The 21878-nt window shown below is 55.6% G+C and carries 17 protein-coding genes and 1 riboswitch; of the genes, 8 read left to right on the forward strand and 9 right to left on the reverse strand.

The features are described 5' to 3' along the window. Positions 1–10 precede the first annotated feature (10 nt). Positions 11–913: a DHHA2 domain-containing protein gene (locus tag OGX75_RS04745; protein ID WP_112002071.1), complete on the reverse strand. Its 903-nt coding sequence runs from the start codon at positions 911–913 to the stop codon at positions 11–13. A gap of 75 nt (positions 914–988) precedes the next feature. Next, positions 989–1061, reverse strand: a riboswitch (Fluoride riboswitch). A 230-nt stretch (positions 1062–1291) separates the two neighbouring features. Between OGX75_RS04745 and OGX75_RS04750 the strand changes: the two genes are divergently transcribed. Continuing rightward, positions 1292–2215 (forward strand): LysR substrate-binding domain-containing protein, encoded by a 924-nt coding sequence (locus OGX75_RS04750; protein WP_012132331.1) that lies wholly within the window; start codon positions 1292–1294, stop codon positions 2213–2215. A 62-nt stretch (positions 2216–2277) separates the two neighbouring features. On the opposite strand, the gene OGX75_RS04755 is transcribed toward OGX75_RS04750, so the two are convergent. From OGX75_RS04755 to cybB, 4 genes are all read right to left on the reverse strand, one after another. Beyond that, complete coding sequence (locus tag OGX75_RS04755; protein ID WP_200073719.1) at positions 2278–3966, reverse strand: methyl-accepting chemotaxis protein; 1689 nt, start codon at positions 3964–3966, stop codon at positions 2278–2280. Positions 3967–4135: 169 nt separating this feature from the next. Further along, positions 4136–5254, reverse strand: coding sequence for an S-(hydroxymethyl)glutathione dehydrogenase/class III alcohol dehydrogenase (locus OGX75_RS04760; protein WP_115626707.1), 1119 nt, complete (start codon positions 5252–5254; stop codon positions 4136–4138). Between the two features lie 32 nt (positions 5255–5286). After that, positions 5287–5562, reverse strand: a complete 276-nt coding sequence (locus OGX75_RS04765; RefSeq protein WP_012132328.1) for a metal/formaldehyde-sensitive transcriptional repressor — start codon at positions 5560–5562, stop codon at positions 5287–5289. Positions 5563–5765: 203 nt separating this feature from the next. Further along, positions 5766–6296: a cytochrome b561 gene (cybB, locus tag OGX75_RS04770; RefSeq protein WP_012132327.1), complete on the reverse strand. Its 531-nt coding sequence runs from the start codon at positions 6294–6296 to the stop codon at positions 5766–5768. 190 nt (positions 6297–6486) lie between these two features. Here cybB and gap point away from each other — a divergent pair, with 190 nt between their 5' ends. Both gap and OGX75_RS04780 read left to right on the forward strand, forming a co-directional pair. Continuing rightward, positions 6487–7488, forward strand: a complete 1002-nt coding sequence (gene gap, locus OGX75_RS04775) for a type I glyceraldehyde-3-phosphate dehydrogenase (protein ID WP_286451310.1) — start codon at positions 6487–6489, stop codon at positions 7486–7488. A 132-nt stretch (positions 7489–7620) separates the two neighbouring features. Beyond that, positions 7621–8547: an alpha/beta hydrolase gene (locus tag OGX75_RS04780; protein WP_047463615.1), complete on the forward strand. Its 927-nt coding sequence runs from the start codon at positions 7621–7623 to the stop codon at positions 8545–8547. Positions 8548–8586: 39 nt separating this feature from the next. On the opposite strand, the gene aldA is transcribed toward OGX75_RS04780, so the two are convergent. Together aldA and OGX75_RS04790 are read right to left on the reverse strand one after the other, a co-directional pair. Then, the gene (gene aldA, locus OGX75_RS04785) at positions 8587–10026 is read right to left on the reverse strand and encodes an aldehyde dehydrogenase (RefSeq protein WP_286451309.1); all 1440 of its coding nucleotides are present in this window, start codon (positions 10024–10026) and stop codon (positions 8587–8589) included. Between the two features lie 204 nt (positions 10027–10230). After that, complete coding sequence (locus OGX75_RS04790) at positions 10231–11031, reverse strand: YdcF family protein (RefSeq protein WP_199972067.1); 801 nt, start codon at positions 11029–11031, stop codon at positions 10231–10233. A 270-nt stretch (positions 11032–11301) separates the two neighbouring features. Between OGX75_RS04790 and OGX75_RS04795 the strand changes: the two genes are divergently transcribed. From OGX75_RS04795 to OGX75_RS04805, 3 genes are read left to right on the forward strand one after another with little or no spacing between them, the layout of a single operon-like run. Then, positions 11302–12954: an MFS transporter gene (locus tag OGX75_RS04795; protein ID WP_502873181.1), complete on the forward strand. Its 1653-nt coding sequence runs from the start codon at positions 11302–11304 to the stop codon at positions 12952–12954. A gap of 41 nt (positions 12955–12995) precedes the next feature. Next, positions 12996–14078 carry an HlyD family secretion protein gene (locus tag OGX75_RS04800; protein WP_047463610.1) on the forward strand — a complete coding sequence of 361 codons (1083 nt, stop codon included), beginning with the start codon at positions 12996–12998 and terminating at the stop codon, positions 14076–14078. Then, positions 14075–15451, forward strand: coding sequence for an efflux transporter outer membrane subunit (locus OGX75_RS04805; RefSeq protein WP_230011036.1), 1377 nt, complete (start codon positions 14075–14077; stop codon positions 15449–15451). The genes OGX75_RS04800 and OGX75_RS04805 overlap by 4 nt, the downstream gene beginning before the upstream one ends. 2 nt (positions 15452–15453) lie before the next feature. On the opposite strand, the gene OGX75_RS04810 is transcribed toward OGX75_RS04805, so the two are convergent. Beyond that, positions 15454–16089: a LysE family translocator gene (locus tag OGX75_RS04810; protein ID WP_071259026.1), complete on the reverse strand. Its 636-nt coding sequence runs from the start codon at positions 16087–16089 to the stop codon at positions 15454–15456. A gap of 128 nt (positions 16090–16217) precedes the next feature. On the opposite strand from OGX75_RS04810, the gene OGX75_RS04815 reads away from it, so the two are divergent. Beyond that, positions 16218–17123: a LysR family transcriptional regulator gene (locus OGX75_RS04815; RefSeq protein WP_110494241.1), complete on the forward strand. Its 906-nt coding sequence runs from the start codon at positions 16218–16220 to the stop codon at positions 17121–17123. An 8-nt stretch (positions 17124–17131) separates the two neighbouring features. On the opposite strand, the gene hrpA is transcribed toward OGX75_RS04815, so the two are convergent. Beyond that, positions 17132–21034 carry an ATP-dependent RNA helicase HrpA gene (hrpA, locus tag OGX75_RS04820; RefSeq protein WP_047463604.1) on the reverse strand — a complete coding sequence of 1301 codons (3903 nt, stop codon included), beginning with the start codon at positions 21032–21034 and terminating at the stop codon, positions 17132–17134. Between the two features lie 201 nt (positions 21035–21235). On the opposite strand from hrpA, the gene azoR reads away from it, so the two are divergent. Beyond that, the gene (gene azoR / locus OGX75_RS04825; RefSeq protein ID WP_049011899.1) at positions 21236–21841 is read left to right on the forward strand and encodes an FMN-dependent NADH-azoreductase; all 606 of its coding nucleotides are present in this window, start codon (positions 21236–21238) and stop codon (positions 21839–21841) included. Positions 21842–21878 lie beyond the last annotated feature (37 nt).

Genomic DNA, 21878 nt, shown 5'->3' on the forward strand with positions numbered 1-21878 from the left:
AAGTGTGATCTCACCTGTGCGGATTCAGGTGATGTTCCAGCCAGGGGAGCATCTGTTTCTTACGGCTCAGCATCCCTTCCACCTCGCAGGGGTGCGGGACATCCGGCCGGGCATCTCCGGCAAACCAGAGGCGGGAATAACCGAGATTGATATCCGTGAGCATCAGAACAACCAGCGCCGCATCTGCCCCGGAGGCATAGCACGCCATTTCCTCACGCAGGTCGTCCATCATCGCATCAACCTGTTCCAGCGCATACAGCTCAAGCTGCGCCACGCAAACCCGCTGCCCGTGGACAGTAAAGGTTTTCATGTCCTTCTGAAGAAGCTGGCTGGCGCTCATCCCTTCCACGCTGGTTTTCGCGTACAGAAGATCGCGGCTAAAGCGTTCAAGAGACAGACCGGCAAGCTGGCTGAGCGATTCCACCGCAAGGCGGTCATCCGGGGTCGTTGTCGGCGAACGAAGCGTGACAGTGTCACTCAGAACGGCGCCCAGTAATAACGTCGCTTCTGCGGATGAAAGCTGTTTTCGAATGGCATCCGTCATCAGTTGCCACAGTAATGTCGCGCTACTGCCAACAGGTTTTACCCACACTTCCGGCGGCAGTCGGGTGATCAACCCGCCTAAGCGGTGATGGTCAATAATGCCAACAACGTTACTCTGCGCTAAAGAATCCGGCCCCTGGGCTGGTTCGGTAAAATCAACCAGCCAGACGTCCCGATCGGTGAGCGGAACGCTTAATCGTTCAGGAATGGGCAACCCCGCCTGCGCAAAAATAAACTGCGTCTCACGGTTGGCTTCCCCCGTGCGGAACGCCACTGCCTCCTGCCCGCGTAACGTCAGCCAGCGCGCCGTCATCATGGCCGTACAGATAGCATCGCTATCAGGATTGAGGTGACCAATTACATATATCATTGTTGTTTCCTGTTGGAAAAAGCATGAGGAACCGGAAGAGTATTGACCAGCCCGACACGCTCCTGGTGATAAAGAGTCATATCAGGCGTCATCAGCCTACTGAAACGAGGCGGTTGGAATAAGGTGGAACGCCATCACCCTGCACTGGATTGTGAACCCGCTTGATGTCTCTTTCAAGTATGAACTCACGTTATGACCTGTCGCTTTCTGCGTCACGCATTGTCATTATTCTCACATCACTGTGAATCGTACAAAACATAAGCAAAACAAACTTATTGTAAAAGAAATGAGTTAGATGTTAATAATATTTTGCTATCAGGTTATCAAAAACCAATAACTTTACTTGTCACCGGCACCGCTCTGTTTTTAACATCGCTTATGGAAAAAAATAGCTTGTTTAGTCAGCGCATCCGTTTGCGCCATCTTCATACTTTTGTAGCTGTCGCCCAACAAGGAACACTGGGGCGCGCGGCTGAAACCCTTAACCTGAGTCAACCTGCACTCTCTAAAACGCTTAACGAGCTGGAGCAACTGACCGGAACCCGCCTTTTTGAGCGCGGTCGCCTCGGCGCGCAGTTAACGCTGCCCGGCGAACAGTTCCTCACCCATGCGGTAAAAGTGCTTGATGCGCTTAATACCGCGGGCCAGGCGTTGAATCGCAAAGAAAGCCTCAATAATGATGTGGTGCGCATTGGCGCATTGCCCACCGCCGCGTTGGGTATCCTTCCGGCCGTTATTGGTCAGTTCCATAAGCAGCAAAAAGAGACGACGTTACAGGTCGCCACCATGAATAACCCGATGCTGCTCGCTGGCTTAAAAACGGGGGAAATCGACCTCGGTATTGGCCGGATGTCCGACCCGGAATTGATGAGCGGTCTGAATTACGAGCTGCTGTTTCTGGAGTCGCTGAAGCTGGTTGTGCGCCCTAATCACCCGCTGTTACAGGAAACCGTCACCTTAAGCCGTGTGATGGAATGGCCGGTGGTTGTGTCGCCCAAAGGCACCGCTCCCCGGCAGAATGCGGAAGGTCTGCTACAAAGTCAGGGCTGCAAAATGCCCGTTGGCTGCATCGAAACGCTGTCGGCCTCGTTGTCTCGCCAGCTTACCGTTGATTATGACTACGTCTGGTTTGTTCCTTCAGGCGCGGTGAAAGAAGATCTGCGCCAGGCTACGCTGGTATCACTGCCGATTCCCACCCTGGGCGCTGGCGAACCGATTGGCATCCTCACCCGCGTGGACACGCCGCTTTCTCCCGGCGCGCAGGCGCTGATCGCCGCTATCCGCAAATCCATGCCGCACTGAATGCGCCCTCAAATAAATGCCGGATAAGACGCGTTAGCGTCGTTACCCGGCAATATTAAGGCTTAAAACGTTTCCCAGTTATCACCGCTGGTTGTTACCGGTTGCGGTGATGAACTGGCGACGACGTTCTCAGACGGCGCGCGTTTAATCGCACTTCCCCCCTGCAAACGAAATGCCCCGACCGCTTCGGTTAAGCGAGCGGCCTGTTCTTCCAGAGATGCGGCGGCGGCAGAGGCCTCTTCGACCAGCGAAGCGTTTTGCTGCGTGACCTTATCCATCTCGGAAATCGCCTGACTCACCTGCACAATCCCACGACTTTGCTCATCAGAGGCTGCGGCGATCTCCAGCATGATGTCCGTTACGCGTCGCACGGCATCGACAATATCATTCATGGTGTTGCCTGCTGCGACGACTTCCCCGGAGCCCTGGTCAATCAGTCTGACCGATTCGCTGATCAGCCCTTCAATTTCCTTCGCCGCCTGCGCACTGCGGCTTGCCAGCGTGCGCACTTCACTGGCGACCACGGCGAAACCGCGCCCTTGTTCACCCGCTCGCGCCGCTTCGACCGCCGCGTTAAGCGCCAGGATATTGGTCTGGAAAGCGATGCTGTTGATGACGGCGGTGATCTCGGAAATTTTCTTCGAGCTATTGGAGATGTTGCCCATTGTTTTTACGACGCCAGACACCATCTGACCGCCGTGACTGGCTTTGCCGGAGGCGTCTTCCGCCAGTTTGCTGGCATGGTGCGCGTTGTCCGCATTTTGTTTCACCGTGGCCGTGAGCTCTTCCATGCTGGCTGCTGTCTGTTCAATTGCTGCGGCCTGCTCTTCCGTACGCGATGACAAATCGGTATTGCCGGCGGAAATCTCACTGGTGCCGCGATAAATCTCTTCCGCCCCCTGGCGTACCGTCCCCACCGTTTGCCCCAGAGAGGACTGCATCTTCTGGAGATGGCGGCTTAAGCGGCCGATTTCGCTGCGTCCGGTTGGATCATCCGGCATGGTGAGATCGCCTGCGGCAATCTGTTCAATACGCTGCGCAGCACGTTGCAGAGGGTTGATTACCGTCCGGCGGAGCGCGATAAACGTCAGTAGCGTAAGCACCAGCGCCAGCGCGAACGCCCCAATCATGAACATCAATCCCAGTTGGCTGCGCTGATGCGCCTGGTCGCTAAGCTGATTCGCGCGCGCCGTGCGTAGCTCAATCGCCTTGAGCAATACGGTGTTATACGCGGTATCGAGCGGTCTGGCCTGTTCGTTTTCATGGTTGATAATCGCCTCGAACATGCCGTTTCTGGCGTATTTCAACATAGGTTGCAGGCCATCAATATAGGCTTTGAAGCGGGTATTCAGCTCCGCATCCAGCGCTTCGTCCGCCGGTGTTTTTACCGCCCGCGCCATAAAGACGTTAAAGCCTTCCTGCGACTGCTTAATCCGCTTCTCCGCCTCAGCGATATTGGCTTTCATGTCGTCCATTTCAGCAATGCGGCTCGCCGCGCCTGCATGGATCATATTGATACGCGCGGTACGCAGATGGTTAGAACTGTTGGATAAGCCCATCCGCACCTGAATTTCGTCCGTCACATCCCGCTGGTCACGATCTGCCTGTAGCAGGAAGTACCCCGCCAGCCCGGAACTGAGTGCGAACAGAAGAAGGATGCCACCGAGAATGGAGGAAAACAGCGGAACCAGCCGAATATGATGCAGAAAACCCAGCTTATGCGGTGCTTGCATCGTTGATGTGTTGTCCATGACCGTCGACTCTCTTGTAGGTTATTGCGTATAAAACACGCCCGTTAGATAGTCATCGGCATTCCAGGAAGTTTGCTTACGGTGAAAATCGGAATGTTTGTCACATTTTCACAACATTTATTCCTGAAAATTCAGGAAAGTGCCAGCGGCAGACCCGCTGGCATGTGAATCAGTTATCACCGAAATGGATAACGGTGCGAATGGACTTGCCCTGATGCATTAAATCAAAGGCATCGTTGATTTGATCAAGCGGCAAGCGATGGGTAATGAACGGGTCCAGACGAATTTTCCCCGCCATCGCCTCTTCCACCATGCCAGGCAGTTGGCTACGCCCTTTCACACCGCCAAAAGCGGAACCGCGCCAGACGCGCCCGGTAACAAGCTGGAACGGACGGGTTTTAATTTCCTGGCCTGCGCCAGCCACGCCGATGATGATGCTCTCGCCCCAGCCTTTGTGGCAGCACTCCAGCGCTGCGCGCATCACATTGACGTTACCGATACATTCAAAACTGAAATCGACGCCGCCATCGGTCAGCTCAACAATCACATCCTGAATGGGTTTGTCATAGTCATTCGGGTTAATGAAATCGGTCGCGCCCATTTCTTCCGCCAGTTTGAATTTCTCCGGGTTGGTGTCAACCGCCAGAATACGCCCGGCTTTCGCCTGCACCGCTCCCTGAATCACCGCCAGGCCGATACCGCCCAGGCCAAAGACCGCAACGCTATCCCCTTCTTTTACTTTTGCCGTGTTGTGTACCGCGCCAATCCCTGTGGTTACGCCGCACCCCAGCAGACAGACTTTATCCAGCGGCGCCTGCGGATTGACTTTCGCCAGGGAAATTTCAGCACAAACGGTATATTCACTGAATGTGCTGGTGCCCATATAGTGATAGACAGGTTCGCCGTTGTAAGAAAAACGGGTGGTGCCATCCGGCATCAGCCCTTTACCCTGCGTGGCGCGCACCGCCTGACACAGGTTGGTTTTGCCGGATTTACAGAACTTACACTCGCCGCATTCTGCGGTGTACAGCGGAATAACATGATCGCCAGGCTTCAGACTGGTGACGCCTTCGCCAACTTCAACCACCACGCCACCGCCTTCGTGACCCAGCACCGCCGGGAACACGCCTTCCGGGTCGTCGCCGGAGAGCGTAAACGCATCCGTATGGCAAACGCCGGTATGGGTAATTTTGACCAGCACTTCGCCTTTTTGCGGCGGCGCGACGTCAATTTCAACAATCTTTAACGGCTGGCCGGGGCCAAATGCAACTGCTGCACGTGATTTCATTTGTCTCTTCCCATTATTGTGAGGTGATCTGTTTATTTTAGATAAGCGCGCAGAAGGTGGCCGATTTCAGCCATGCGCACGGCGCGTTGATCCGGCGTGGTGTCGCCGCTGACCAGTTCATCTTTCAGGTGAATCTCAACCATCTCTCCCATCAGCCCGTTAGATGCGCCGCGAACGGCGGCAATCTGTTGCAGAATCGCCAGACAAGGTTCCCCTGACTCCAGCGCCCGTTCCAGCGCGTCAACCTGCCCGCGGATACGGCGAACCCGAGTGAGAATACGTTTTTTATCTTCAGGTGAATGCGGCATACGCCCTCCATACTATAGGGGGGTATACTATCAGATTTGTTATGTGACTGTAAAACCAACAGCAGCATCTCGCTATTTGTATGACAAATGGCTATACTGCCCGCTTCCGATGTAGACCCGTTTTCTTCACCTGCGTCACGGGTCTGGTTACACGCAGGTGTTTTCTAAAAGAAACCCCGCATTACGCGGGGTGGTGAGAAGAGTCAGGAACGTTTGCGCGGCATCATGCGCAACAGCGTATTGTCTTTCCAGACGTAGTGATGCATCAGCGCCGCGGCGGCATGCAAACCAATGACAAAATACCCCAGTTTCGCCAGCGTGATATGCCAGGTTTTCAGCATATCCACCACCTCAAAATTAGCGTCTGACGCATGCGGCATCACCAGGCCGAACGCAACCCAGGGATTGCCCCGGTTATACATCATCACCAGGCCAATAATCGGCAAGACAATAAACAGCAGATAGATCACCAGATGCCCAAGATGCGCCATTCCGGTCACCATCGGCTTTGGTTTTGGCACAATGGGCGGCGCCGGGTATTTCAGTCTGACCAGCAGGCGCGTCACCATCAACACCAGGATGGTCATCCCGCACGAGACATGAACCATATTGATCCACGGACGATAGCTGCGGGGCGCAAATCCCCTCAACTCCATCGCACAGTAGGTCACAATAACCAGTAAAAAGACCAGCCAGTGGATGCCAATTTGCAGGCTTGTGTACTTATTGCTCATAACACGTCCTGAGTAAAAAAATAAAGCGTCAACATAGCGAGCTTTTGTTAAAAATTCATTAACTTTTGTTCACCCAATTTCAACCAGTTACGCTTAGCCGCAAAATCTGTTATTGCCCTGGACGCCTGACTGGACTATGCCTGGTAGGGAAAAAATGTGTCGTACCGTTGCATCCTGACAGGAGAAAACCATGAGTAAAATTGGCATTAACGGCTTTGGTCGTATCGGTCGTCTGGTGTTACGTCGTCTGCTGGAAGTGAAAAGCGACATTGATGTCGTCGCCATCAATGACCTGACCTCCCCTAAAATCCTCGCGTATCTGTTGAAATATGACTCAAACTACGGCGTATTCCCCTGGAGTGTGGATTTCACCGAAGACGCGCTGATTGTGGACGGCAAAAAAATTGCGGTTTACGCAGAAAAAGAGGCTAAAAATATTCCGTGGAAAACCACCGGCGCCGGGATCATTGTCGAGTGCACCGGCTTCTATACCTCAGCCGAGAAGTCCAAATCGCACCTCGACGCTGGCGCTAAAAAAGTGCTGATTTCCGCCCCGGCTGGCGATATGAAAACCATTGTCTTCAACGTGAATGACGACACGCTGGATGCCAGCGACCAGATTGTTTCTGTCGCATCCTGCACCACCAACTGCCTGGCGCCGATGGCGAAAGCGCTGAATGACAACTTTGGCATTCAGGTTGGCACCATGACCACAATTCACGCCTACACCGGAACCCAGTCGCTGGTTGACGGGCCGCGCGGGAAGGATCTGCGCGCTTCGCGGGCGGCGGCGGAAAACATCATCCCCCACACCACCGGCGCGGCGAAAGCCATTGGTCTGGTGATTCCTGAACTGAGCGGAAAACTTAAAGGCCATGCTCAGCGCGTTCCGGTGAAAACCGGCTCTGTAACCGAGCTGGTCTCGATTCTGGAGAAAAAAGTCACTGCGGAAGAGATCAACGCGGCGCTGAAGAAAGCGACAACCCATAATCCGTCGTTCGGCTATACCGATGAAGAGATCGTCTCTTCCGATATCATCGGTTCACATTTCGGTTCGGTGTTCGATGCCACGCAAACTGAAATCAGCACAGTGGGCGATCTGCAACTGGTGAAAACCGTCGCCTGGTACGATAACGAGTACGGTTTTGTGACCCAACTTATTCGCACGCTGGATAAATTCGCCAAACTCTGACCCTCTGGCGGAGGCATTGTTCCTCCGCCGTTTTCACCATTTATCTGGTCATTCAAGACGATGTGAATCCCTTCCGATTTTCAATGGATTAACTGTGTTATAGATAACGTTTATCACTGAGTGAGCACAGTCATGGACGTATTCAGCCGCGAAACCTTAGAAGAAATGATGGCGCAAGCCGTCTCCCGCTCAGCCACATTTACCCTCTGGCCTGATGGCGAAGCCCCCGGAGCGAAAAACAGCGATGCTGTTTTTACGCCAGAACCGCGGCATACCGGTACATCCATCTTCGATCGCGCCGTCACGGGCGTCCGATCTCCTGAAATCACCGTTTACGCGCCAGATAAACCCAACGGCGTGGGGCTTCTCGTGACGCCTGGCGGTTCCTACCGGCGCGTCGTACTGGACAAAGAAGGCAGCGCGCTGGCGCCCTTTTTTAATGCGCGTGGTTATACCCTGTTCGTGATGACCTACCGGATGCCCGGAGATGGCCATGATGAGGGGGCAAACGCGCCGCTGGCGGATGTGCAGCGCGCGATGCGCTATCTTCGCGCCAATGCGCAAGCGTGGAAGATCGACCCGGAACGCATCGGGGTGCTGGGTTTTTCTGCCGGTGCGCATGTCGCCGCCAGTCTGGGAACGCGCTTTGCTGAACCCGCCTGTCCCCCCATCGACAGCCTGGATAAAATCAACGCCCGCCCTGCTTTTATGGCGCTGGTCTATCCGGTCATCACCATGCGTGACGACATTCATCATCCCGGCTCACGCCTTGAGCTGATGGGTGCGGAACCTGACGATGAACAGATTCGCCACTACTCGCTTGAGGAACGCGTGGATGCCGCTACGCCGCCCACATTTCTGCTGCATGCCATCGACGATCCGGCGGTAAAGGTGGAAAACAGCCTGGTATTTTTTAACGCGCTGCGCCGTTCTGGCGTAGCGGTGGAAATGCATCTGTTTGAGCGAGGAAAACACGGGTTTGGCATTCGTGATACGCAGGGATTGCCGGTCGCGGTCTGGCCGGAACTGATGATGAACTGGATTGCGACCAAAGTGTGACCGCCATTAGCAGGCCGGGGAAAACCCCGGCCTGTTACATCAGGACTGCAAATAGACCACCTGCGTTTGCAGATACTCGTTCAGACCGTGTTTGCCATCCGCCCCGCCAATACCTGACTTGCGCCAGCCAGCATGGAATCCCTGCATCGCCTCAAAGTTTTCGCGATTGATATAGGTCTCGCCGAATTTCAGCCCGCCGATCGCCTTCATCGCAACATTCAGGTTTTGCGTATATACAGACGATGTCAGACCGTAATCGCTGTCGTTCGCCATCTCCAGCGCCTCTTTCAGCGTATCAAACGCCACAACCGGCAGCACGGGGCCAAATGTCTCCTCATGCATGATGGTCATCTCCTGGCGAACGTCCAGCAGCAGCGTCGGTGGATAATAATAACCTTTGCCCTCCACGGCCTTGCCGCCCAACGCCACGCGAGCGCCCTCCTGTACAGCGCGCGCCACTTTCTGCTCTACCCGCTCCAGCGCGGCAGCGTTAATCAGCGGCCCCATTGCGATGTCATCACGCTGTGCCGGATCGCCAAACTGAACCGCTTTCATCGCCTCGCCCAGACGATTCACAAAGCGATCGTAAATCCCTTTTTGTACATAAACGCGCTCAGCACAGTTACAGACCTGTCCGGTGTTGATCACTCTGGAATCCACAATCGCTTTCACGGCCAGCTCAAGATCCGCATCGTCCATCACGATTGCCGGGGCTTTCCCGCCCAGTTCCAGGCAAACTTTAGTGATGTTTTTCGCTGCCGCCGCCATAATTTTCTCGCCAGCAGCCACGCTGCCAGTCATGCTCACCATCGCGACTTTCGGGTTCCCCGCCAGCTCCTGCCCAACCGTTTCACCGCGTCCCAGCACCAGGTTGAATACGCCTTTCGGTAAGCCGATGTCATGCACGATCTGCGCGAAAGCAATGGCATTGTTTGGCGTAAATTCGCTGGGTTTAATGACGATGGTATTCCCGGTCAACAACGCCGGAGCGAGCTTCCGGGCAATCAAAAAGAACGGAAAGTTCCACGGCAGAATCCCGGTGGTGACGCCCAGCGCGCGTTTAAAGACCAGAATATTTTCTCCGGGGCGGTCGCTTTGCAGGATCTCGCCTTCATAACGGCGCGCCCACTCGGCCATATATTCGATGTAGTCGGCGGTGAACGCGACTTCCACCTGCGCCAGCTGCTGGATTTTTCCGCCTTCCGCGACAATCAGCGCGCTGATCTCTTCTGCCCGCTCACGAATCCCTGCCGCGATCTTTCTCAGCCACCCCGCGCGTTCAATCGCAGGCAGCGCCTCCCATTCCGGCTGAGCGCGCGCAGCGGCGTCAATGGCCTGACGCGCCTCTTGCGCGCCGCCATCAGGAATACGGGAGAGCAGTTCTTCGGTGGCAGGATTCACCACATCAATCCATGCGTCTCCCTGCCAGCTAACAAATTGACCATTGATATACATCGGGTGTTGTACGGGTGCGGACATGCGCTGCTCCTGTAATTTAATTGTTTTTAACAAGTAAAATCATTGTTAAGTAATAACAATCACATGTTCTCAGGGTCGTCTGCGGTGCTGGTTTTGTGATGTGCTTCATAAAAGCAGCCAGGAAGGTTCTGTCAGAGGGGCGATATCGGGGAGAGAGTTTGCCCGTTTGAGCGTAAATTTCCGCAAACGGGCAAGAAAGTAACATTAACGCAACGAACGACTGTTCATGGTCTCAATCAGGTCAGCGTCATTTTGCAGCGTCTGCCACGCCGCCTCAACGTCAGCGGGAATATCAACGTGCACAATAAAGTCGCGGCCACGCGGCCCGTAGCCGGTTTCATCATCCCGTAAGCGCGGAAGCTCTCCCGCAATCAGGGAGAGATAGCGATCCACGGACCACAACCCCTTCTGTTCTCCGGCAAAATCCACGCCGTCATCGTGCTGGCACAGCGTCGGGACAATACCAGGATAGCTCAACCAGCGGGGCGAATCGGGATCGTCGCAGGTGACGCGGCGGAACGTCGCCATCGTCCGGCGTTGCATTGTCGGGTCCTGTACGATAATGGCGGTGTTAATGGGCGCCGATACCTGACTAATCAGGGCGCAGCTAAACTGCGCGTTCTCACCGCAGTTTGTTGACTTGTCTTCTGGCCAAATGTTCTCCGTCGGGATCTGCCAGAACTGATGAGCGATATCCGCGAGGATTTTGGCTTCCGTACGCCCGGTGGTGCGTATGGTGTTGTAGCGCGGGTGCCCGGCGATGGCGGCATAGAGAAACGTGGTGGAATGGCCGATACCGCCGCTGATCAACAACGGGATCTGCTGCGCTTTCGCTATGTTGCAGGCGGCGTCTATCGCCGGGATGACGGCATTCCCCGCCAGCACAACGCAGTCAGCCTGATACGGCGCGTCACCAGAGAAGTCATTTTGGGCCAGCCAATGCCCCAGCGTATTCGCTGCTTCCAGCGTTGCACTGGATAATGCCGGAAACGGTCTCATTCTCATGGTTCTTCCTCCTGTGTTCCTTGCAGAGTACCGGAGTGGCTTCTGGTGAGTACCAGATCACTCCGAAAGACGATCCGCTGATTATCCTGTGGTGCGAGGGTGAGATAAAGCGTTGATGTCAAACAACGTTCAATGAGCGAAAATCCCGGCTTAACGGCAATGAATATTTGATTTACCGGGCGTTTTCATATTCACTTGAATTATGGTTTACGTCAGACGTAGAATCATTAGCCAGCTAATCATTAAAATAATACAAAGGTATACGACGTTATGCGCCTGCCCCAACGCGATCCTTATGCTCCTCGCGAGTGGCAGCCTCACGAAAAGCCCGCGCTGTTAGGCTCACCTTCGACTCCCATTCACAGCACGCCGAAACGCATCGCCTACGGCGTGGTCGGCCTGCTGGTGTGTCTGACCGGCGCACTCGGGAACGCGGTCGTGACCGCGAATCTGCAAAATTTACAGGGCACCTTTGCCGCCTGGTCGACGGAGATCGCCTGGCTGCCTGCCGTTTATGTCATGACCAATGTCTCAATTAACCTGCTGCTGGTGAAATTTCGCCAGCAGTTTGGTCTGCGGGCATTTACCGAAGGTTTTCTGGTGCTGTATATGCTGGTCACCTTTTTTCACCTCTTCGTCAACGATCTGAGTTCCGCGCTAATGGTACGCGCGGCGCACGGTATGGTCGCCGCCGCGCTCAGTTCGCTGGGTATTTATTATCAGATACAGGCCTGGCCTGCGAAACACCGTCTGAAAGCGTTAACGATCGGTATTACCGGGTCGTCGCTGGCTATTCCCCTCGCCCGGTTGTTCTCTACCGAACTGCTGCAACTGGATGAGTGGCGCGGCCTGTACTTCTTTGAGCTGGGACTGGCGCTGGTTTCGCTGGGCTGCGTCATCGCCTTAAAACTGCCTCCCGGCGACAGACGTAAGGTTTTTGAAAAGAAAGACTTTATTACTTTTATTCTGCTCGCGCCCGGCATGGCGCTGGTTTGTGCCGTGCTGTCGCTGGGGCGACTGGACTGGTGGTTTGAAGCGCCCTGGATTGGCTGGTCTCTGGCGCTGGCGACGGTACTCATCATCAGCGCAATTGTGTTCGAGCATAACCGCAGCAATCCGCTGTTGAATACGCGCTGGCTCTCCAGCGGCAGTATTCTCCGCCTGGGGCTGATTATGTTGCTGATCCGCATTGTGCTGGCGGAGCAAAACACCGGCGTAATTGGCTGGCTACAATACGCTGGCTTACAGAATGAGCAAATGACGCATCTGGCCTGGTCAATTTTCGCTGGCATTGTGTGCGGCATCATCACCAGTTGCCTGACGATTAAACCGACGAGGCTGGCCTGGCCCGTGATTACGTCGCTGGCATTGATGATCGTCGCCTCGCTGCTCGACAGCCACTCCACAAACCTGACGCGCCCCGACCAGTTAATGGTCAGCCAATTCTTACTCGGCTTTGGCAGCGCGTTCTTCCTTGCCCCGGCAATGCTGGCGGGTATCGGCGGCGTCATCGCCGATCCGCGCAATCTGGTCAGTTTTTCCGTCTTATTTGGGATGAGTCAGAACATCGGCGGTCTGCTGGGCTCCGCCATTCTCGGCACGTTCCAGACCTGGCGTGAAAAATATCACTCCAGCCTGCTGGCCGATCAGCTCACCACGCTAAATCCGCTGGTGAATGAGCGTCTACAGATGTACAGCCAGATGTACAAAAGCCTGATTGGCGACAGCGCATTGCTGAACACCCAGGCGATCGCCCAGCTACAAACCGTTACGTCGCTTGAGGCAAATATCCTCGCCTATAACGATACTTATTTACTGACGGCCAGCATTGCCGCCGCTACGCTAATCTGGATTTTATGGCGCTTGCTGCGACTGCGTATTACCGCCCGGATGGCGCTGAAAAAAGCCACCGGAACCAAGTAACAGATGAAAATTATGTTTATCGCTTTACCTCAGGAGCCGCTATGAGTCAGCAGGATGCCGCCAAAGAGCAGGCAAATACCCGAAACAATCTCCGTGTGGTGTCAATTTTTGCCGCTGCCGCCATTGGCCTCGTCGGGGTTCTGGTGATCCTCTACGCCTGGCAATTACCGCCGTTTACCCGCCATACGCAATTTACGGATAACGCCTATGTGCGTGGACAAACCACCTTTATTAGCCCGCAGGTGAATGGATATATCACGCAGGTGAATGTGCAGGACTTTGTGCAGGTGAAAAAAGGCGAACTGCTGATGCAGATCGACGACCGTATTTATCGCCAGCGTGTCCATCAGGCCGAAGCGCAGCTGGCCATGAAAATCGCCGCGTTAAATAACAACCTGCAACAGCGTAAAAGCGCCGAAGCCGTGATTGCGCGCAATGAAGCGGTACTGAAGAACGCCAAAGCGCAAAGTCTGAAGACTCAGGCAGATTTGAAACGCGTGAAAGATCTCACCGCCGACGGTTCACTGTCGATTCGTGAACGCGATGCGGCGCTGGCCAGCGCCGCGCAAGGCAGCGCGGATATCGACCAGGCGAAAGCCACGCTGGAGATGTCACGACAGGATTTACAAACGGTGATCGTCAACCGGGGAGCGCTGGAAGCCGACGTTGAAAATGCCCGCGCAGCGTTAGAGCTGGCGCAGATCGATCTGCAAAATACCCGCATTGTCGCGCCGCGCGACGGCCAGCTTGGGCAGATTGCCGTCCGCCTCGGCGCGTACGTCACCGCCGGAACGCACCTCACCACGCTGGTGCCGCCGCAGCACTGGGTTATCGCCAATATTAAAGAGACGCAACTGGCGGAGCTGCGCGTGGGTCAGCCGGTACGATTTACCGTCGATGCGCTGAATGATCGGGCTTATGAAGGCCGGGTGGAGAGCATTTCTCCGGCAACCGGCGTGGAGTTCAGCGCCATTACGCCGGACAACGCGACCGGCAACTTTGTCAAAATCGCCCAGCGCATTCCGGTTCGGGTGGAGGTGCTGGGTAAACCGGAGGAGATTGCGCGATTGCGTCCGGGTATGTCGGTGCAGGTACATATCGATACCCGGGAGGCGAAACAATGACGCGCCGTCCCGTTGCCGCTTTGCTGTTCGCCCTGCTGCTCAGTGGCTGTCAGTCGGTTGATGTGGCACCCGCAAAACCGTCTTTGCAAATCCCCGCCGCCTGGCGAACCGCCACCGGCCCCGCCAGCGTAACAGAACAGGTATGGTGGAGAAATTTTCACGACAGTCATCTGAATCGTTATGTCGATCAGGCGCTGCAAAATAACAGCGACGTGCTGATTGCCCGCGAACGGGTAAATGAATACCAGGCCAGGGTCTATGCCGCCGAAGGCAGCCTGTTCCCCTCGCTGAATGCGGGCGTTAGCGGAGCGCGGGCGCGAACGCAGTCTGCGGCAACTGGACTTCCGATCTACAGTACGTTGTATAAGGGCAGCCTGACGGCAAGCTACGATGTCGATATCTGGGGCGTTAATCGCAGCACCGCCAGTGCAGCGCAGGCCTCGCTGGCGGCGCAAAAAGCGGCGGCGGCCGCCGCCGATCTGACCGTTGCCTCGTCCGTTGCGTCCGGTTATGTCACGCTGCTGGCGCTGGATGAGCAGCTCAACGTGACAAAATCGACGCTGAAATCGCGTGAAGAAGCCTGGAATCTGGCAAAACGGCAATATGAAACAGGCTACAGCTCGCGCCTGGAATTGATGCAGTCGGATTCTGAGCTTCGCTCGACGCGCGCGCAAATTCCCCTGCTTGAGCACCAGATCGCACAACAGGAAAACGCGCTGAGTCTTCTGCTGGGCAGCAACCCGACGCGGCTGGCCCGTAGCGACCGTTTTGATGCGCTGACGCCCTTAACGTTGCCGTCACAGTTGCCCTCTTCGTTGCTCAACCGCCGTCCTGATGTTGTGCAGGCCGAGAGACAGCTTATTGCGACCGATGCGACGCTTGCCGCCTCTCGCGCCAGCCTGCTGCCGTCGATCAACCTGACGGCGACCGGATCGGTGCAGGATCGCACGCTCCCCGGTCTGCTTGACGACCCGCTCCGCTTATGGAGTATCGGCGGCAGCATTCTCGCCCCTCTGCTTAACCGTCAGGCATTGAATGCGCAGGTTGATATTTCCCAGTCCCAGCGTAATCAGGCGCTGTACAGTTATGAAAAAACCGTGCGTAACGCCTTCAGAGAGGTAAACGATAGCCTCGACGCCATCACCCGCTATCAGGAACAACTCAGTGAACTACAGGCGCAGCAGGATGTGGCGCAGGAAACATTGCGCATCGCCCAGAATCGCTATCGCAATGGCTATTCGTCTTATCTGGATGTACTGGACGCCCAGCGCACGCTGTTCTCAGTGCAAACCAATGTGGTGCAGGTGAAAAACAATCTGCTGCTGGCGCAGATTGATCTCTACAAAGCGCTGGGCGGCGGCTGGTCAGTCTGACGTCATCCGTACGGCAAGTGGTGAATGATTTCGCGGACGTTATAGACCATGCCAGACAGCGATACCACCAGCAAAAACAGCGATGACGCCAGCCCAATACGCCTGCTGTGATGCGGTGACAACCATTTATTGATGAGCAGGATGTACAGCGATAAAACAGCAAAATCAAAAATGATCCACACCACCGTCAGCGTCATAATGCTGGCGGCGAAGTTCTGCGTCACCGCAATAAACTGAGGGAAGAAAGCGACAAAGAAAAGGATGTCTTTCGGATTTGAAATGCCGGTAATAAATCCCCGGATCACCCCGCCGTCGCCCGCAGCGACCGTGTTTTCTTGCGCATTTGCCTGCGGATTCCCCGCCCGCAGGCTGATTAACGCGCCGTAGCCGATATACAACGACCCTGCGATCCCCAGCAAAGACAGAAACAAACCGGAGATCGACACCACCCCGGCCAGCATCAGCGCCGCCAGGATAATCAGCACCAGAGAGGCGCTGTTCGTTCCGATCACCGTCGCAAAGGCTTTACGCGCGCCGTGCCGGGCCGCCGTTCCGGTTACCAGCGCAACCACCGGGCCGGGCGTGACCAGCAACAGTAAAACCGATAAACTATACGCACTCAGCAATGTCAGATTAATCAACGCCTTTTCTCCTTCATAACGCACACAGGCCCGGAAACTCCCGGCATTATTCAGCGAGCGATGACGTTTGAAAAACGAATAAAACTGCTATTTAATGTGAGTAAAACTCACAATAGCGTATCGCCATGACTCTGCCGCCACTGTATGCCCTGCGCGCTTTTGAAGCCGCCGCCCGCCTCGGATCATTCAGCAAAGCCGCTGACGCGCTGAACGTCACTCCGGGCGCGATCAGCAGACATATCCGTACTCTGGAGACAACGTTTGACTGCCCGCTGTTTCACCGCAACGGCCCGCAGGTTGAGGTAACGGAAGCGGGACGCGCGCTGGCGGAGCAGCTGGCCGCAGGCTTTCGGACGCTGGAAAACGCCTGCTCCGCGTTTCGCAACCAGCAGCACGGTCTGCGCTTAAAGGCGCCTTCAACCCTGACAATGGGCTGGTTGCTGGACGTGCTGAACAGCGTACATCAGCAGGAGCCCTCGCTTAACGTGGAGCTTTCCAGCGTCTGGATGGACACCGATACGGTGGATTTCAATCGCGAACCCTTTCACTGCGCCATCCTGTTAGGCAACGGTCATTTTGGTTCCGGCACGCAAAGCAGGCTGCTTTTTAAAGAGTGGCTGATCCCGATATGCGCCCCCGAGCTGCTTGAACAGGTACGAGAAAACATTGCCGACTGCGAGCTTATTCATCCTTCGCCGGACCGGCGCGACTGGACGCGATGGCTGGCACGCAGCGGTAAATTTAACGGGCTGAATACCCGTCGGGGAAAAGTGTTCGACACGCTGGAACAGGGAAATCAGGCGGCGATAAGAGGGCATGGCGTCTCCGTGGGCGATCTGCTGCTCAGTCTGGAGGCGGTAAAAAGCGGTCTGCTCGCCCTTCCGTTCAATGAAGCGGTAGCAACCGGAGAAGGCTACTATCTGGTCTGGCCGCAAGATACGGCATTCGAAAAAGACATTGCGCTGCTTTATGACAGGCTAAAGCGCGCCGCCCCGCAGGAGATACCCGAAGGTATCTCCTGCCTGAGCTGAGCATGGAGCTACAGGCTGATTTGCTCCATCGCCTGTAAAATGCGCTTATCGGAGATCGGGTACGGCGTGCCGAGCTGTTGTGCAAAGTAGCTGACGCGCAGCTCCTCAATCATCCAGCGGATTTCTTTGACGTCGTCATCATCACGGCGGGCTGGCGGCAGCTTGTTAATCCACTGCTGCCAGGCCTGCTGCACGCTTTCGATTTTCAGCATCTGCGCCCTGTCACGGTGCGGATCGACCGCCAGTTTCTCCAGCCGTTTTTCAATCGCCTGCAAATAGCGCAGCGTATCGCCGAGGCGCTTAAAGCCGTTGCCGGTGACAAAACCGCGATACACCAGCCCGCCCATTTGCGCTTTGATATCAGACAGCCCCAGCGCCATCGTCATATCCACGCGTCCTTTCAGACGTTTGTTGATCGTGAACACGGCGGTCAGGATCTGCTCGACCTGCTTCGCGATATCGACAACGGTGTCGTTCAGCTCAGCACGCACCTTCTCATGCAGCGCGGCAAAAGCCTCTTCCGTCCATACCGGGCCGCCATTGGCGTCGATCAGCTTGTCCACGCCGCAGGAGATGCAGTCGTCAATCAACTCCAGCACTTTGCCATACGGGTTGAAGTACAGACCGAGCTTGGCTTTATTCGGCAGCTTTTCGTGCAGATACTTAATCGGCGACGGAATATTCAGCAGCAGTAAGCGGCGTAAACCGCACCACATTGCCTGTTGCTGCTCCAGCGGATTGTCGAACAGCCTGATGGCGACGCTATCACGCTCGTCTACCAGCGCTGGCCACGCCTTCACTTTGTAATTGCCGCGTTTCTGCTCATAGCTTTCCGGCAGCTGACCGAAACTCCAGATGTGCAGCCCACTCTGCTCGATGCCGTCATCAGCCACCGCCGAGAGCGTCTCCTGGACTTTCCCTTTCAGCGCCTCTTTCAGCCCCTGCAAAGCTCGCCCTTCCTGCAACTTCTTGTTTTTGTCATCCACCACGCGGAAGGTGATCTTCAGATGATCGGGCACCTGATCCCAGTGCCAGTCTTCGCGATCTACCGTCACGCCGGTCATCCGCCGCAATTCACGCTCCAGCGCATCCAGCAACGGTAGCTCCAGCGGTGTTACGCGACCTAAAAACGCTTCGGCATAGTTCGGCGCCGGAACAAAGTTCCGTCGTACCGGTTTCGGCAGCGATTTAATCAGCGCAATCACCAGCTCTCGGCGCAGACCTGGAATTTGCCATTCAAACCCGGACTCTTCCACCTGGTTTAACAACGGAAGCGGGATATGGACGGTGACGCCGTCGGCGTCGGCGCCCGGTTCAAACTGATAGCTCAGCCGCAGCTTAAGATTTCCCTGGTGCCAGAAGTTCGGGTAATCCAGCTTACTGATTTTTTCCGCGCCCTCTTTGATGAGCATACTCTTTTCAAAGTTGAGCAGATCCGGCGTTTCACGGCTGACTTTTTTCCACCAGTTGTCGAAGTGGCGCGCGGAGATCACGTCATGACTGATGCGCTGGTCGTAGAACTCAAACAGCGTCTCATCATCGACCAGAATGTCGCGACGGCGCGATTTGTGCTCCAGCTCTTCCACTTCCGCACGCAGTTTCAGGTTGTCGCGGAAGAAGGCGTGGCGCGTCTGCCAGTCGCCCTCTACCAGCGCATGACGAATAAACAACTCGCGACACAGCGCCGGGTCGATCTGGCTGTAATTCACCTTACGCGCGGCCACTATCGGCAGACCGTACACGGTCACTTTCTCCGTCGCCATCACCGCGCCCTGCGCCCGTTCCCAGTGCGGTTCGCTGTAAGAACGCTTAATCAGATGCTGGGCAACCGGTTCCACCCACTCGGGATCGATGCGCGCCGCAATGCGCCCCCACAGGCGGCTGGTTTCCACCAGTTCTGCGACCATCGCCCACTTCGGCGGCTTCTTGAACAAACCGGAACCCGGGAAGATGGAGAAACGGGCGTTGCGCGCGCCGGTATACTCCTGCTTGTCGGCATCTTTCATCCCGATATGCGACAGCAGCCCGGTCAGCAGCGCGATATGCACTTCACGGTATTGCGCCGGTTCGCTGTTTACCGGAATACCCAGCTCTTTCACCACCTGGCGCAATTGGGTGTAGATATCCTGCCATTCGCGCACGCGCAAATAGTTCAGGTAATCGGTGCGGCACAGGCGGCGGAACTGGTTCGACGACAGCGCTTTCTGCTGCTCGCCGAGGTAATTCCACAGATTCACAAAGGCGAGGAAGTCAGACTCTTTATCGTGGAAACGACGGTGTTTCTCATCGGACGCCTGCTGTTTATCCATCGGGCGCTCACGCGGGTCCTGAATAGACAGCGCGGAGGTGATGATCATCGCCTCACGCACGCAGCCGTGTTTCTGCGCTTCCAGCACCATCCGCGCCAGACGCGGGTCTACCGGCAACTGCGACAACTGGCGTCCTGAAGGCGTCAGTTTATAAGCCGTTTGCTGCTCATCGGTCGTAATCGCCCCAAGCTCTTCCAGCAGACGCACGCCGTCCTGAATGTTGCGTTTATCCGGCGCTTCAACAAACGGGAATGCGGCGATATCGCCCAGCCCCAGCGCCGTCATTTGCAAAATAACCGAAGCCAGGTTGGTACGCAGAATCTCCGGGTCGGTAAATTCCGGGCGCGACAGGAAGTCATCTTCCGAATACAGACGGATGCAGATCCCTTCCGACACACGTCCACAGCGGCCTTTACGCTGGTTAGCGGAAGCCTGTGAAACCGGTTCAATCGGCAGCCGCTGCACTTTGGTGCGGTAGCTGTAGCGACTGATGCGCGCGGTGCCGGGATCGATAACGTACTTAATGCCCGGTACGGTCAGCGAGGTTTCCGCCACGTTAGTCGCCAGCACGATGCGACGTCCGCTGTGCGACTGGAACACGCGGTTCTGCTCGCTGTTAGAGAGGCGTGCATACAGCGGCAATACTTCGGTATGGCGCAAATTGAGTTTATTGAGCGCATCGGCGGTATCGCGGATTTCACGCTCGCCGCTCATAAAGATCAGGATATCGCCGGGACTTTCACGCCCCAGTTCATCCACCGCGTCAAAAATCGCCTGAAGCTGATCGCGCTCGGTATCGTCCGCTTCTTCGACAATTGGACGATAGCGCACCTCAACCGGGTACGTTCTGCCGGAAACTTCAATGATCGGCGCATTGTTAAAATGACGCGAGAAGCGCTCCGGGTCGATGGTCGCGGAGGTGATGATGATTTTCAGATCCGGGCGACGCGGCAACAGCTCTTTCAGGTAGCCAAGCAGAAAGTCGATATTCAGGCTGCGCTCGTGCGCTTCATCAATGATGATGGTGTCGTACTGCATCAGCAGCCTGTCCTGCTGGATTTCCGCCAGCAGGATACCGTCCGTCATCAGCTTGACCATCGTGTTGTCGCTGACGTGATCGCTGAAACGGACTTTATAACCGATGCAGCCGCCCGGTTCCGTTTGCAACTCTTCGGCAATACGGTTGGCAACGGTACGCGCCGCCAGACGACGCGGCTGCGTATGGCCGATCAGCCCTTTAATACCGCGCCCCAGCTCCATACAAATTTTCGGCAACTGCGTGGTTTTACCCGAGCCGGTCTCCCCCGCCACAATCACCACCTGGTGGTCGCGAACGGCCTCCAGGATGGCCTGTTTTTTCTGGCTGACAGGCAGGTTTTCTGGATACGTTATTTCCGGTCTGGCGGCTTCGCGCAGCACAATTTTACCTGCTGCCTGTTCAATCTCTTTCGCCATCTCCAGGAGAATGGCCTGTTGTGCATCAGGTTTTTTAACCTTCTTCACGCCATGCAGGCGGCGGGCAAAGCGCTGCCTGTCACGCAGCATCAGCGTATCCAGCTGTTGCTGAAGTGCGGCGAAGGTGATTTTCTGTTGTTCTGTCATAGCATTAGAGGGCAGTGCTCTGCCGGGTAAAATCTCTTTTTAATGATTGGTATAGAGTACCACATCGGCGCTTTTCGTGTGTTGTTCAATAATTTCGAACATAGGATTCGATATATTGCGCTATCTCTGCGACAGGATTGTGAATAGAGTGTCAACAAGCAACGGGGCTCACCCCATTCAAACACATAAAAGGAAACACCCATGAGCAAAGTATTAGTTCTTAAATCCAGTATTCTGGCAGGGTACTCTCAGTCTGGTCAGTTGTCTGATTATTTTGTTGAACAGTGGCGCGAAAAGCATCCTGCGGATGCAATCACCGTGCGCGACCTGGCCGCGAATCCTGTTCCGGTACTGGATGGCGAACTGGTGGGTGCCCTGCGCCCGAGCGACGCTCCGCTGACTCCTCGTCAACAGGACGCGCTGTCGCTGTCCGACGAGCTGATCGCGGAACTGCAAGCGCACGATGTGATCGTCATTGCGGCGCCGATGTACAACTTCAACATCCCGACTCAGTTGAAAAACTATTTTGACCTGGTTGCCCGCGCGGGCGTCACCTTCCGTTACACCGAGAAAGGGCCGGAAGGTCTGGTGACCGGTAAACGTGCGGTGATTCTCTCCAGCCGTGGTGGTATCCACAAAGATACTCCGACTGACCTGATCGCGCCGTACCTGAAAGTCTTCCTGGGCTTTATTGGTATCACCGACGTGAACTTCGTGTTTGCTGAAGGGATTGCTTACGGCCCGGAAGTCGCGGCCAAAGCGCAGTCTGATGCCAAAGCGGCGATTGACAGCGTTGTTGCTGCATAAGATTTTTCATCGCTAATTTGCCTCATCCGGCCTGCAA

Source organism: Citrobacter sp. CK199 (assembly GCF_030333285.1).
GTDB classification, from domain to species: Bacteria; Pseudomonadota; Gammaproteobacteria; order Enterobacterales; family Enterobacteriaceae; genus Citrobacter_B; species Citrobacter_B koseri.